Source organism: Sphaerisporangium flaviroseum (assembly GCF_039537005.1).
GTDB lineage: Bacteria > Actinomycetota > Actinomycetes > Streptosporangiales > Streptosporangiaceae > Sphaerisporangium > Sphaerisporangium flaviroseum.
The window spans coordinates 670342-683797 of the sequence record NZ_BAAAZR010000001.1 but is presented as its reverse complement, the minus strand read 5'-3'; the positions used below and the strand labels follow the sequence as shown (position 1 = coordinate 683797).

Annotated in this window: 11 protein-coding genes; 7 read left to right on the top strand and 4 right to left on the bottom strand. The window is 68.6% G+C overall.

The window, feature by feature from the left end:
- Positions 1–3: 3 nt before the first annotated feature.
- From ABD810_RS03300 to ABD810_RS03285, 4 genes are read right to left on the bottom strand one after another with little or no spacing between them, the layout of a single operon-like run.
- A complete protein-coding gene (locus ABD810_RS03300) occupies positions 4–1194 on the bottom strand; it encodes an ABC transporter permease (RefSeq protein ID WP_344933983.1) in 1191 nt (396 codons plus the stop codon).
- Positions 1191–1847 (bottom strand): ABC transporter ATP-binding protein, encoded by a 657-nt coding sequence (locus ABD810_RS03295; RefSeq protein ID WP_344933981.1) that lies wholly within the window; start codon positions 1845–1847, stop codon positions 1191–1193. The genes ABD810_RS03300 and ABD810_RS03295 overlap by 4 nt, the downstream gene beginning before the upstream one ends.
- On the bottom strand, positions 1844–2830 hold the full coding sequence (locus ABD810_RS03290; RefSeq protein WP_344933978.1) for a peptidoglycan-binding protein: 987 nt from the start codon (positions 2828–2830) through the stop codon (positions 1844–1846). Before ABD810_RS03290 ends, ABD810_RS03295 begins: the two co-directional genes overlap by 4 nt.
- Entirely contained in the window at positions 2827–3249 is a 423-nt protein-coding gene (locus ABD810_RS03285; protein WP_344933976.1) for a hypothetical protein, read from the bottom strand. Before ABD810_RS03285 ends, ABD810_RS03290 begins: the two co-directional genes overlap by 4 nt.
- Positions 3250–3337: 88 nt before the next feature.
- Here ABD810_RS03285 and ABD810_RS03280 point away from each other — a divergent pair, with 88 nt between their 5' ends.
- The 7 genes from ABD810_RS03280 to ABD810_RS03250 all read left to right on the top strand — a co-directional run bounded on the left by ABD810_RS03280 (position 3338) and on the right by ABD810_RS03250 (position 13391).
- Entirely contained in the window at positions 3338–3994 is a 657-nt protein-coding gene (locus tag ABD810_RS03280) for a response regulator transcription factor (RefSeq protein ID WP_344933974.1), read from the top strand.
- Positions 3991–5103 carry a sensor histidine kinase gene (locus ABD810_RS03275; protein WP_344933972.1) on the top strand — a complete coding sequence of 371 codons (1113 nt, stop codon included), beginning with the start codon at positions 3991–3993 and terminating at the stop codon, positions 5101–5103. Before ABD810_RS03280 ends, ABD810_RS03275 begins: the two co-directional genes overlap by 4 nt.
- Positions 5104–5891: 788 nt before the next feature.
- Positions 5892–9041 (top strand): S8 family serine peptidase, encoded by a 3150-nt coding sequence (locus tag ABD810_RS03270; protein ID WP_344933970.1) that lies wholly within the window; start codon positions 5892–5894, stop codon positions 9039–9041.
- A gap of 339 nt (positions 9042–9380) precedes the next feature.
- Positions 9381–9986, top strand: a complete 606-nt coding sequence (locus ABD810_RS03265) for an RNA polymerase sigma factor (protein WP_344933968.1) — start codon at positions 9381–9383, stop codon at positions 9984–9986.
- Positions 9979–11040 (top strand): CU044_5270 family protein, encoded by a 1062-nt coding sequence (locus tag ABD810_RS03260; protein ID WP_344933966.1) that lies wholly within the window; start codon positions 9979–9981, stop codon positions 11038–11040. Before ABD810_RS03265 ends, ABD810_RS03260 begins: the two co-directional genes overlap by 8 nt.
- Before the next feature lies 1 nt (position 11041).
- A complete protein-coding gene (locus ABD810_RS03255) occupies positions 11042–11890 on the top strand; it encodes a hypothetical protein (RefSeq protein WP_344933963.1) in 849 nt (282 codons plus the stop codon).
- Between the two features lie 289 nt (positions 11891–12179).
- Positions 12180–13391, top strand: coding sequence for an IS110 family RNA-guided transposase (locus ABD810_RS03250; protein ID WP_344933960.1), 1212 nt, complete (start codon positions 12180–12182; stop codon positions 13389–13391).
- The last annotated feature ends 65 nt before the right edge of the window (positions 13392–13456 follow it).

Here is a 13456-nt window from a genome sequence, read left to right as displayed (position 1 = left end):
GGTTCATCCCGTCGCCAAGGCTTCGGTCGGAGTGAGGGCGGCGGCGCGGCGGGCCGGGTAGAGGCCGGAGACGATTCCGACCAGTACGGCCGCGGTGACACCGAGGGCGATGACCTGGGTGGGGAGGGCGAGAGGCCAGCCTTGGGCGAAAGCGAAGAGCAGACTCGCGGCCAGGCCGGCGATGGTCCCCGCGACGCCCCCGCACAGGGACAGGGCCACCGCTTCGACCACGAACTGCAGACGGATCTGCCCTCGCGTCGCCCCGAGGGAGCGGCGCAGGCCGATCTCCTGGCGGCGTTCCAGCACCGAGATGACCATGACGTTGGCTATGCCGATGCCGCCGACGAGGAGGGCGACCGCGCCGAGTCCGAGGAAAAGGCCGTTGAACGCCGCACGCGCGGCCAGTTCCGCGGTCAGAGCGTCGGACGGGCGGCTGACCTGGACTTGGTCGGGATGTTCGGGATTGGCGGTTGCGGCGAGTACCTTCGCGATCGTGGTGACGCGGTCGTCGGTCGACCGTTCGTACACGATGGTGGGGTGGCCGTCGAAGCCGAGTTCCTTTTCCGCGTACGGCCGGCCGACGAGCGCGGCGTTGTCGAGGTCGGGGGCGAGTGGGAGCGGGTCAAGGATGCCGATGACCGTCATCCACCGGCCCGCGATGTAGATCTGCCGTCCGGGTCGGTCGATGCCGAGCCGGTCGGCGGCGATCACGCCCAGGACGACGACCGGGTACCGGGCGGTGGCCGGGTTGAGGAACGTGCCCGACCTGACCGTCCCCTTCAGCGTCGCGAGGAGGTCGAGCCGCACGGCGGCGACCCCCACTCCATTGGTGACCGCCGGGTCGATCAGCTTGGTACGGCGGGCGGTCGCCCCTTTCAGGTACGCGATGGCGGTGGCGCCGACCACACCGGGGATGTGGGAGACACGGGCGACCGATTCGAGCGGCAGTGACGCCTCATTCCCGCTGATCGAATGACCCGGCGCCACGGTCAGCACGTTCGTCCCGACACGGGCGAGTTGCTCCTGGAGGCCAGCACCGCTGACCGTGCTGATGCCCATTATGGCGACCATGGACGCGATCCCGATGGCCACTCCGAGGGCCGACAGCACGGCCCTTCCCCGGCGTGCCCGCAGCCCGGCCAGCCCGACGGCGACCAGGTCCCATGCGCTCAGCCGGGCCGGTTCGGGAATCACAGGAGCCTCCCGTCCAAGACGTCCACGCGGCGTGGGAGCGCCTCGGCCAGGTCGGTGTTGTGGGTGATGACCACGACGGTGGTGCCCTCCTCGTGCAGTTTCCACAGGATGTCGACGATGCCCGCACCGGAGGCCGTGTCCAGGTTGCCGGTGGGTTCGTCGGCGAACAGCACCACCGGCCGGGCGACCAGGGCGCGGGCGATGGCCACCCGCTGGCGTTCGCCGCCCGACAGCTCGTGGGGGCGATGGGTGAGCCGATCGCCGAGCCCGACGCGTTCGAGCGCCTCGTGCGCGGCCAGGATGCGGCGGCGGGCGGGGACGCCCCGGTAAAGCAGCCTGGTGGCCACGTTCTCCGCGGCCGTCAGGTGGGTGGTGAGGAAGAACTGCTGGAAGACGAACCCGATCCAGTTCGCTCTCACCGCCGACAGCCGCCGGTCGGACAGAGTGGCCATGTCGTGGCCGAGCAGCCTGACGCGGCCCTCGCTCGGGCGGTCGAGCGTCCCCATGAGGTGCAGCATGGTGGACTTGCCCGACCCGGACGGCCCGCAGACGGCCACCAGCTCCCCTGGGCCGATCGTCAGCGTCGCGTCCCACAGGGCCCGCACCCCGCCCGGGTACGTCTTGGACACGTTCTCCAGCTCGATGACGCTCATGGCTTGGGCACCTGAACCTGCGTGCCCTCGGCCACTCCGGCGACCTCGACGAGCCCTTCGGCGAACAGTCCGATCTCGACCGGGACAAGCCGTCCCGCCGCGTTGACCGCGAACGTGCCGTCCGCCTGCCCGAGCAGGGCCTCGACGGGCACGGCGAGCACGCCCTTGTGAACGGCGCCGGCGAACCCGGCGGTGACAGGTGCCGCGACGAGACGTCCCGCGGCCTTCGGGCGGTCCAGGGTGATCGTGACGGCGATGGTGGCCGTCTCGGTGCCCTGCCCGGTCTGGCCGGTGGTCGCCGCCTTAGCGACGGTGCCGATGGTGGTGACGTGCCCCGTCGTGGTCTTTCCGCCGGGGAGCGTGATGGTGACCTTTCCGCCTTTGACCGCGAGTTGCTGCCGGTCGACGGGAATGTCGACGACCACCTGACGTTTCAGTCCGGTGACGGTGAGCAGCGGGCCCGAGGCGGGCCCGCCGAGCCGTGCGGCACGTGAGGCGACCCTGATCGGGCCGGGTTCCACGACGGTGTCCGACGGGGTGAGCGTGCCGGTCCGGGGTCGGCCGAGGTGGCGCTGCCACGCCTTGACGGCCCGCGCCGTCGTCCAGGTGAACCGGTCGTCCACGACCAGCGAGTGGCCCAAGGCGGCGAGATTCCGCTCGACCACCCGCACATCCCGGCCTCGCATTCCAACCGACAGCGTTCGCCACAGTGGGGTCCGCCCGTAGATGAGCGGAACGGCGTGCCCGTCGGCCGCATAGACCCGCTGGCCGCGCCTGATGATCCGGCCTTCCGCGGGCAGCCACGTCACGATTCCCGAGCCGCCGGCCACGGTTGTGCGGCCCGCGTAGCCGAGCGTGCCGTCCACGTTGGTCCTGCTGACCAGGTCCGTACGGACGACGGGTGTCGTGGGGAACGACGGGGTGGCCGCCTGCGTCGGAGTGCAGGCGGTCAGCACGAGTGCCACGGCGACCAGCCGCCTCACTCCCCCACCTCTTTCTGGCAGGCGGCCATGATGGCGTCGATGTCCTTGCCCGGCGGTGGCGAACCGACTCTGATCCCCGGCTCGGCGGCCGTCGGGTCGGACGCCTCGACGCCGTTCTTGCGCAGGCAGGCGGCCGTCTTGCGCATCCTGTCGAGGTCCTCCGCGCTCGGAGGTTCCTCCTTCGGGGCATACTGCTTGCAGGTCTTCAGGGCGGCTTCGAGCTTGTCCTTGGGCACACCACGGGCGTCGAGGTTGAAGCCGTCCTCACCGGCCGGCGGGTCTGACGCGTTGACGCCCTGCTGCCGGAGGCACTGGGCGTACTTGACGAGCTGGTCGTGCTTCTTGCCGTCGGCACCGAGGCCCGGGATGGCGCCGCATCCCACGACGAGGAACGCCAGGGCGATAACGAGGATTCTCATGCGGCAGACGATCGCGGAGGGGACGTTTCGCGGCCGTCTCCGCGCTCGTTAACGCCCAGGTAACCCCTGACCGGGTATGACTTGGGTCATGCGTGTGCTTGTGGCCGAAGACGAGAAGGCTCTCGCGGACCTGGTCGCCGAAGGGCTGCGCAGGTACGCGATGGCGGTCGACGTCGCCTACGACGGCACGGCGGCGGCCGAACGGCTGAGCGTCAACGACTACGACGTGCTCGTGCTGGACCGCGACCTACCGGGAACGCCTGGTGACGTCATCTGCCGTGACCTCGCGCAAGCGGGTGCCCGTACGAGGATCTTGATGCTGACGGCGGCGGCGTCCGTACGCGATCGGGTCGCCGGGCTGGGCCTCGGTGCCGACGACTACTTGCCCAAGCCGTTCGACTACGCGGAACTCGTGGCACGTGTCCAGGCCCTCGGACGCCGCAGCCGGGCGCCCGTCCCGCCACTGCTGACCCACGGCGACATCGTCCTCGACACACCGCGCATGCAGGCGTTCCGGGACGGCCGCTATCTGGCGCTGTCGCGCAAGGAGTTCGCCCTGCTGGAGGTCCTCATGCGGGCGGACGGCGCGATCGTGAGCGCGGAGGAACTGCTGGAGCGGGCCTGGGACGAGCACACCGACCCGTTCAGCGGGGTCGTCCGGGTCACCATGAGCAAGCTGCGCGCCAAGCTCGGCGACCCTCCGGTCATCGAGACGGTCTCCGGCAGCGGATACCACCTGTCATGACGCTCAGGGTCCGGCTCGCCGCGCTCTACAGTGTGCTGTTCGTCGCCACGTCCATGGCCGTACTGGCCGCCGTCAACGTCTTCGTCACCTATGGCGTCCTGTACCAGTCGAGGACGGAGTCGGCCGCCGTCCATTTCGCCCCCGACGGCACGCCCCTCATCGTGCGGCACGTCGCCAGCACCGGCCCCGGCATCTCGATCATCACGCTGGTCGTGGGGGTCGTGCTGATCGGTGTTTCGATCTGTGCCGGGTGGTGGCTGGCCGGGCGCACACTGCGCCCGTTGGGGCGGATCACGGGGACCGCCCGGCGGCTGTCGGTGACGAACCTGCACGAACGGATCGCGCTCAAGGGGCCGAAGGACGAGTTGAAAGAGCTGGCCGACACCTTCGACGCCATGCTGGACCGCCTCGAACGCGCGGTGACCGCACAGAGCAGGTTCGTCGCGAACGCCTCGCATGAACTGCGGACACCGCTCGCCATTCAGCGGGCGGCCATCCAGATCGGCCTGGCCGACCCGACACCTGACCGGATCGAGCGCTTCAGAGCGGAGTTGCTGGAGGCCAACCGGCGGACGGAGCGCCTGATCGACGGACTCCTGGTGCTGGCACGCAGCGACCACGGCCTCGACGAGGTCGAGGCCGTGCGGTTCGACCGGGTCGCCGCGGACGTCGTGGCCGGCTTCCCCAGGGTGACGCTGCGGTCGCGGCCCACCACCGTGGTGGGGGACCCCGTACTGCTCACCCAGTTGGTGACCAACCTGGTGGAAAACGGGGTCCGGCACAATGTGCCCGACGGAAGTGTGGAAGTACGTGTGACACCGGATGACGGGCTGGTCGTGTCCAATACCGGTCCGGAGGTCCCGGCCGATCGCATTCCCGAGCTGTTCGAGCCCTTCCGCCGGATGGCGCCCGACCGTACGCGAAGCGCCAACGGCTCCGGCCTGGGCCTTTCCATCGTCGCTTCAATCGCGAGAGCCCACGCGATGACCGTGACGGCACGACCGAATCCGGGTGGCGGTCTGACGGTTCACTGCCGCCTCTCGAACGCTGCGGGCCCGGGCGACTTCCGGGAAGCAGTAGGCGTCGGTCTCGCCGTGGACGATCAGTAGCAAAGGCCGCGGCCGCGGGGCCGCCGGCGACCTTCGTTAGGCGTCTTGTACGGCCTCTCCAGGCGCTGCACGTGGATCGCAGGCCCCCCAGGACGGACGGCCGGGTCCTCGATCGCGGTGGGCCCGGCCGGATGGTCCTGGTTCTGCTCCTTAGAGGCTGCGGGCCGTGATGTCGCCGTAGGAGGTGGTGGCGCGGAAGCGCGACGGCGTCCACGGCCTCGACCAATGCAGTCCGCTGGATCTTGCCAAGCTGGTTGTCCGCCGTCCCGTTGGTGACGATCGGACCCGCCAGCCCGACGCACGGAGCCGCAACAGCCCGTCCCGCACCTCCGGGCGACAGCGGACGAGTACGGCATGCGTCGGCGATAGCGGCTCCACAGATCGTCAACCGGCTCAGACAGGTTGAATTGGTCGCGCACCTTGGTGAAAAGGACGTCACGATGCGGGTAGCCAGCACCGTCGAGAGAACGACGGCGGCTGTAGGCGCCGCCGCCGGTGAGCGCCCCACTCTGGCGTAGGTGAGCCCGGAGTCGGAGTTGCCGATCCAGATGTCCTGCCGGGCGCGGAAGGAGTCGATCTTCGCGCGGAGGTGCCATTCGCCCGCCTCCTCGGCGTACACCGTCGCGAAGGCGAACGCCTGGCGCGCATCCGCGTGCGCGCAGGCGTCGAAGGCCGCCAAGCCGACGACCATCCCGAGGCGCGTGAAGGGAATCTCCGGCATCGGCGGATAAGCAGTGATTCACTGTCGACGATCCGGAGATGTCACCGTGCGCAAGAGAACGAGAGCGGTGGGGGCATTACTGCTGGCCACCGCGGTGCTGACCGCGGTACCCACCTCGGCCGAAGCCTCTTTAGCCGAGCCGCAGACCGGCGATCGTACGGTCACGCTGATCACGGGTGATCGGGTGACCGTCGACGAAGAGCTGAATGCGGTGATCGAGCGCGGTGAGGGGCGGGCGAACATCACCTTCAGTACTGACGACAGCGGCGGGCGTCTGCGGGTTGTGCCCAGCGACGCGGTCCCTCTGCTGAGGGCGGGGCGGCTGGATCCTCGCCTGTTCGAGGTGAGCACGCTGCTGAAGTTCGGCTACGACGACCGGCACTCGAAGCTGCCGCTCATCGTCACCGGCGCCGCCCGGTCCCGCTCGCTGCGAGGAGCCTCGGGGCTCAGAGAACTCGCCGCTGTTCACGGCTTCGCCGTGCAGCAGGAGCGGGCAGACGCGTCCCGCTTCTGGCAGGACGCCAAGCGCGGCCAGGGGAAGATCTGGCTCGACGGCCGTAGCGAGATCTCGCTGGACACCAGCGTGAAGCAGATCGGCGCGCCAGCCGCCTGGGCGCGGGGCTTCACCGGAACTGGAGTCAAGGTAGCGGTCCTCGACACCGGCATCGACGCCACTCATCCCGACCTGGCGGGGAAGGTGACTGCCCGAGCGGACTTCACCGAGGAGCCCGACGAGCGCGACGTGGTCGGGCACGGTACCCACGTGGCGTCCACTATCGTCGGGACCGGCGCGGCCTCCGGAGGGAAGTACCGCGGCGTGGCCCCTGATGTCACCTTGCTGGACGGGAAGGTCTGCGAGTCGCAATTCTGTAGCGACTCCGCCATCCTGGCCGGGATGCAGTGGGCGGCAGAGCAGGGCGCCCGGGTGGTGAACATGAGCCTGGGCAGGCCTGACACGCCGGACCTCGACCCGCTGGAGCAGGGCATCCAGACCTTGACCGAGGGGTACGGCACGCTGTTCGTGGTGGCTGCGGGCAACAACGGTCTGGACCGCGCGGTTAGCTCGCCTGCGAGCGCGGAGGCCGCCGTGGCCGTGGGCGCGGTCAGCAAGGCGGACGAGTTGGCCCCGTTCTCCAACCGGGGGCCGCGGATCGGCGACGGCGGACTGAAACCGGACATCACCGCGCCGGGCGTGGACATCACCGCCGCCCGGGGCAAGGACAGCCCGGGGAGCGGGCCGTACGTCGCCAAGTCGGGGACTTCGATGGCCACGCCGCACGTGGCGGGGGTGGCCGCCCTGCTGGCGGGCGCACACCCGGGCTGGAAGGCCGGCACGCTTAAGGCCGCGTTGATGGGCTCGGCCAAGCCTAGCCCGGAGATCGGGATCTTCGCACAGGGAGCGGGCAGGGTGGACGCGGACCGGGCAGCGGCTCAAGGCGTGACCGCCGAGCCTCCAGGGCTCGGGTACGGCCTGCAGGCATGGCCTCACCAGGATGACCAGCCGATCGCCAAGAAGCTGACCTACCACAATCTTCTTGACAAGCCGGTCACGCTGCACCTTGTAGCGCGGGCCGGCAAAGCGTTCACGGTGACCCCGGACACCCTCACCCTGCCTGTGGGCGGTCAGGCCGAGGCCACTGTAACGGCGGACACCCGCACCGACGTTCCCGACGGGCTCCTGGGCGGCTTCATCGAGGCCACAGGGGCGGACGGGGTAACCGTGAGCACGCCGGTGGCGGTGGAGAAGGAGGTCGAAAGTTACGACCTAACCGTGAAGCACACCGACAGGGCAGGAAATCCCACCGGCGACTACGAGCTGGCTCTCCAGAGATTGGACGTCGATCAGCTGCCGATCGTGGTGTTCGGCGGCGAGAGCACGTCCCGGTTCCGGCTGCCGAAAGGCAAGTGGCAGGTGGAGACCACGATCTTGAGCGACGACGGCCTCACGCTGCTCGTCCACCCGAAAGTCGACCTGGACAGATCCCAGACCGTCGATGCCGACGCCCGCCTCGGCCGACCTCTCTCGGTGCAGCTTCCCAGTTCAGACGCTAAGCTAAAGCAAGCCGAGGTCGTCTTCCAGTGGCGCGCTCCTGATGGAACGCGACGCAACAGCAGGTGGCTTCCGAGCGGGTTCGATCGGGCCTTCACCGCCCAACTTGGGCCGGACCGCCACTACGAGGGCTTCTTGACCATGGTGGCGGGGCACTGGGTCGGCACGGACACCTATCGGCTGGCGTGGTTTGAGCAAGGTCGCATGGTGACCGGGTTCCACCGGGCCGTCGCGAAGAAGGACCTGGCGGAAGTCCGTACCGACTACGCTCGCCACCTGCCGGGCGCACAAGCCAGGGCAGCGAGCCGGGCTTGGCCGCGCGACGGCAAGATAGCCTCCGTCCTGATCACGACGTCGTTCAGCACGCCGTCCGTCCAGACCGAATACCTCAACACCGACGGCGGCATCCGCTGGCAGCGTGTCCTGTGGGAGTACGGCACGGACGGCCGGGTCAACAGGTTCGAGTCTGGCGCTACCAGCTACCGGACCGGCCAGGTCACCACTGAGCTGTGGAACCGCGGCGTGTTCGGGCCCTCGCTGCCGTCAGGGGATCAGGACGGCGACAGCGTCAGCCGCGACGGCGACGTAATCTCGACCGGCCTGTGGATGTTCGGCGATGGTCGCGGCTCGCTCGGCTACTCCTCGCGCGCCACCGAGCACACCGCCCTCTACCGCGACGGCCAACTCGTCGGCGAGGCACCATCCTTGACGGCCGACTTCCCCGTACCTCCCGAACAGGCGACCTACCGGCTGGTCGCCCAGGCCGAACGCGGCGCCCCCGCCACCCTGTCCACCCGCACCTCGGTGACCTGGACATTCCGCTCGGCCACCGCGGAAACTTCCACCCGCCTGCCGGTGTCCGTGGTGCGCTTCACCCCCGACCTCGACGCGCAGAACACCGCGCCTGCCGGTCGCGGCTTCACGGTGCCGGTCACCGTACACCCGCTCCCAGGCAGCGGGGCAGGCCGCGCCCGCGACCTCGCGGTGGAGGTCTCCTACGACGACGGCACCACCTGGACACCGACGAAGATCACGGGCTCCAGGGTGGTCCTGCACCACCCCGATGCGGACGGGTTCGTGTCGCTCCGGGCCAAGTCCACCGACATCTCCGGTAATACCGTCGAACAGACCGTAATCCGCGCCTACCGGATCGCCACGGCACGCTGATGCATTCACGGCTGCCGCTATTCGCACGAAATCGTGGCTATGTCGATCCGCGAATCACGTAGAGAGCCACAATCGCGACACCAGCCGCCAGAGCCTCAAGGGCAGGTCCCGGGAGCACCTGACGATGTCAGCGATGACAGGCCGGCTTTTCAGCGCCTCGATGTGCCCGGCCGGACGACGGTGTGTGCGAGCACATGACGGGGCCGGCACCCGCGGTGGCCTTGCCGTGCTCTCCAGGCGCGAAGGGGGATGGCGTCAATGTTGTCCCCCAATGGCTCACCGAGAAGGGGAAAGCGGCGATCGGCGGAGTAGGGGTAAGCGAAAGAAGGGACACTGCGGATGACCGCTCCGCCAGAGGTGGGCGACCCCCCGATCGAGGCCGACGATGTGACGGTCATCGCCGAGTCAGTTCAGCAGCCGGAACGGTTCGCGATTCTCTATGACCGGTATTTCGCGGAGATCTACCGCTACCTGTCCGTACGGCTCGGCCGCGACGCCGCGGACGACCTGGCTGCGGAGACCTTCCTGACAGCCTTCCGCAAGCGCGACACTTTCAACCCCGTGCGCGGCGCCGTGCGGCCCTGGCTCTACGGCATCGCGATCCATCAGGTCGCGCGCCATAACAGGGCGCTTTCCCGCATGCTGGCGGCGTTCCGACGGGCTCCCGTGGCGGAGGCGACCGACGCGGGGCCGGAGGACCGGGTGCTCACCCGAGTGGACGCGGCGGGCGTACGGAGGCCGCTCGCGGTGGCGTTGGCCGGACTCTCGGCGGGTGACAGAGACGTGCTCCTACTCGTCGCGGTGGCCGGGATGAGCTACGACGAGGTCGCCACGTCACTGAACATCGCCTACGGCACGGTCGCCTCCCGGCTGAACCGGGCGCGCAGGAAGGTCCGGATCGTGCTCGGCGACGTCAACCCCACAATTGGAGACTCACATGGATGACCTGTCCGCGGTGCGTGAGGAGGTGCGCGCTGTACCGGGACCCTCGCAGGAGACGGTCGCGCGAGGCCGCGCCCGGCTCCACGCGCATATCGCCCGTGAACGGGCTCCCAGGCGCTCGCCGCGCTTGACAACAGTCAGCATGGGCCTGGCCGGGGCGGCGGCCGCCGCTGCCCTGGTGCTTTCCTCGGCCGCCCCGCCGTCATTGCCGGCCCCGGTACGGCCCACCGCCCAGCAGATCCTGCTGGCTGCCGCGACCTCGGTCGCCAAGCAGCCCAACGATGGCGCCTGGTGGGGTAACAACCTGGTCAGAGGCATCCGGGTGCGCGAACCCGGCAACCGGTACACGTTGCAGGTGACCGCGTCCGAGGAGACTTGGATCCCCGTGGGCAAGCAGGACTCCCACTGGATCGTACGGCGCTACCTCGGGGCCCGGCCGGCAACACCGCAGGACGAGGCGGCCTGGCAGGCCGACGGCTCGCCGTCGGTCTGGCCGTACCAGAACGGGGCGCCCGGCACGCTGCTGGGCGCGGACCCCGACCGGCTGGAGGCGGCACCCGGCCAGGCTGAATCCCACGAGTCGGCGGATGTGAACTGGCGGCTGATGTTCGCCAGCAAGCCGCTGACCAAGATGGACGAGCTTCCCGCCAGCCCGGAGAAGCTGCGCGCTCTGCTCGAACCCGCGCCGGGCGACGTGCCAGGACTATTGGAGAACCTCGCCAGCCTCATTGTCTACGTGCCGGTCCCGTCCGAGGTGCGGGCCGCGGCCTACCAGCTGATGGCCTCACTCCCCGGCGTGACCGCCCAGGGGCGGGCCACCGACCAGCTCGGCAGGTCCGGGCAGGCGGTGGTCTACCGGCAGCCGGACTTCACACGCCCGGACAGAGCGATCCAGACGCGGCTGATCGTGGACTCCGCCACTGGCGCCCCGCTGGCGGTGGAGACGCTCACACCGGACTCGGGCGAGCTCATCAGGTTCACAGCCGTCAAGCAGAGCACCTGGACGGACCAGAAGCCCGACCTCCCCAACCCCCATCCCCTCAAGGAAGGAAACTGATATGCGCAAGTCGATAGTGATCAGTCTGGCCACCCTGGCCCTGGCAGTTGCCGCCTCTCCCGTCCAAGCCGCCCGATCTTCGGCGGAGCCGACGCAAGGCACGTACTGGCGGGTCAGGACCGTGCTGACCATGACCCACCCGCACCAGGTGGGCACCGGTTCCAACAAGTACTGGCTGGTGGAACGGCGGGTCATCGAAAACTGGGCCGGCCGTGACGGCAAGCACTCGTGGGGCTTCCGTCCACTAGGTGCGCAGCCGAAGAGCACCGCCGACCGGGCAGCGTGGAAACGTGACGGCTCGCCACAGAAGTGGAGCTACCGCACCGAGGGCATGAAGGTCGACCTGTCCATGGCCCCGGAGAAGGGCACCATCAAGCCCGTGAAGGGGACAGGCTGGAGGATCGAAGGCCGGAAGCTGTCGTTCCAGGACCTGCAAGCGATGCCCACAGATCCGGCCGCGTTGAAGGAATGGCTTGTGAAGGCCGCCAGCGAGGGCGAAAACCCCGTGCAACCACAGAACATGGACCGCTGGCTCAAGGGCGCCTACGCAAGCCTCCTGTACGAGTTCCCGGTGTCGAAGGCGGTCCGCCAGGCCGCCTACGACGCACTGTCGGCCATGCCCGGTGTCCAGCACAGTAACTCGGGCAGCGAAGACACTCACCTATGGCCATCAGGTATCCAAGGGCGGGAGCAGGTACACGATCGTGGTCGACACCAGAACCATGACGGTGGTGTCCTACACCATCGACGCCACGCACAACGGCAAGCCCTTCCCCGGCAAGAGCCAGACCAGGGCCATCGAAGCAGCCTGGACCGACGACCAGCCCGCCGTCCCCAGACCGTAACGTGAAGGGCTCCCACCACAGTGGGAGCCCTCATCGCCCTACATTGCGGGCTCCGAGACCGATGCACCGTCTCACGCCTCGGCCATGGTCTTCACCGTAAGTTGGTAAGCGGTCCGGGAGGACCGGGTGTGGCCGATGTGTCTTCTGCCTTCAGTGGCTTCCATGGAGTGGCCGCCCGGTTCTCCAAGGCTCCCTGACCGCTTATTGAGATGTGCGTTTCGGTCGCTGTTTACGGAGATGACGGCAGGATGCTTCTCGGGCCAAAGGCAGATCTTCGGTGGTGGGGAGCGATGCATGGAACATGCGCAGGGGCCGCGGTCTCGAGTGTGGGTGGGGATCGATACCGGCAAGGCTCATCACTGGGGCGTCGCAGTCGATGAGAACGGCACCCAGATCTGGTCGAAGAAGATCGCCAACGATGAGGCTGCGATCGTGGAAGGGATCGGCGAGGCGCTGAGCCTGGCGCAGTCCCTGCAGTGGGCGGTTGACATCCGCGGCAACTCCTCCGCGCTGCTGCTGGCGCTGCTGACTGCTTATGGTCAAAAGCCGGCATACGTGCCCGGCCGGACAGTCCACCAAATGGCCGGGGCGTATCGGGGTGAGGCCAAGACCGATGCTCGCGACGCGTATGTCATCGCTGAGACTTCTCGGTTGCGCCGTGACCTCGCCTCGATCGAGGTGCCCGCGCAACTGGTCGCCGATCTGGCGTTGTTGACCGGTCATCGCAGCGACCTTGTGGCTGACCGTGTCCGGATGGTCAACCGGCTTCGGGATGTGCTCATGGGCATCTTCCCCGCCTTGGAGAGGGCCTTCGATTACTCCGCGCACAAGGGTGCGCTGGTGTTGCTGTCAGGATTTCAGACCCCGACCGCGCTGCGCCGGCGTGGGCAGGCTCGGGTCGAGGCGTGGCTGCGCAAACGTGGTGTCCGGGCCGCAGGACAGGTCGCGGCCACCGCGTTGCAAGCGGCAGATGCCCAGCGCTTCATGCTGCCCGGCGAGAGCATCGCCGCACAGATCGTTGCCGATCTCGCCATCCAGCTCCTGGCGTTGGACGAGCGGGTCAAAACGCTCGATAAGCAGATCACCGAGGCGTTTCACACCCACCCACAGGCACAGATCATCGAGTCGATGCCCGGCATCGGCGCCATCCTGGGGGCGGAGTTCATCGTTGCCGCAGGTGAAATGGCCGCCTACGCCGACGCCGGCCACCTGGCCTCGGCCGCAGGACTGGCTCCAGTGCCACGCCATTCAGGACGCCGTACCGGCAATCTCCATCGCCCCAAACGCTATAGCCGCCGCCTGCGCCGTGTCTTCTGCCTTTCCGCTCAGACCAGCATCGTCAGAGAAGGCCCGAACCGCGACTTCTACCTGAAGAAACGTAGTCAGGGCTTCAAGCATGTGCAGGCTCTGATCGCCCTGGCCCGGCGACGGGTGAACGTACTGTGGGCCCTCCTGCGAGACGGTCGACTCTTCACGCCTGCACCGCCGGTCATCCAAGCCCCTTGACTTCCCCATTGAGACTCCATGGATCGCGACGGATCCGGGTCATCGGTCTCGATCTGCTGCGCAGC

What these genes read in the sequence shown, in the direction of transcription:
- ABD810_RS03295 (WP_344933981.1), bottom strand. Translation starts at nt 1,847, where the DNA reads ATGAGCGTCATCGAGCTGGAGAACGTGTCCAAGACGTACCCGGGCGGG.
- ABD810_RS03285 (WP_344933976.1), bottom strand. Translation starts at nt 3,249, where the DNA reads ATGAGAATCCTCGTTATCGCCCTGGCGTTCCTCGTCGTGGGATGCGGC.
- ABD810_RS03280 (WP_344933974.1), top strand. Translation starts at nt 3,338, where the DNA reads ATGCGTGTGCTTGTGGCCGAAGACGAGAAGGCTCTCGCGGACCTGGTC.
- ABD810_RS03275 (WP_344933972.1), top strand. Translation starts at nt 3,991, where the DNA reads ATGACGCTCAGGGTCCGGCTCGCCGCGCTCTACAGTGTGCTGTTCGTC.
- ABD810_RS03265 (WP_344933968.1), top strand. Translation starts at nt 9,381, where the DNA reads ATGACCGCTCCGCCAGAGGTGGGCGACCCCCCGATCGAGGCCGACGAT.
- ABD810_RS03260 (WP_344933966.1), top strand. Translation starts at nt 9,979, where the DNA reads ATGGATGACCTGTCCGCGGTGCGTGAGGAGGTGCGCGCTGTACCGGGA.
- ABD810_RS03255 (WP_344933963.1), top strand. Translation starts at nt 11,042, where the DNA reads ATGCGCAAGTCGATAGTGATCAGTCTGGCCACCCTGGCCCTGGCAGTT.
- ABD810_RS03250 (WP_344933960.1), top strand. Translation starts at nt 12,180, where the DNA reads ATGGAACATGCGCAGGGGCCGCGGTCTCGAGTGTGGGTGGGGATCGAT.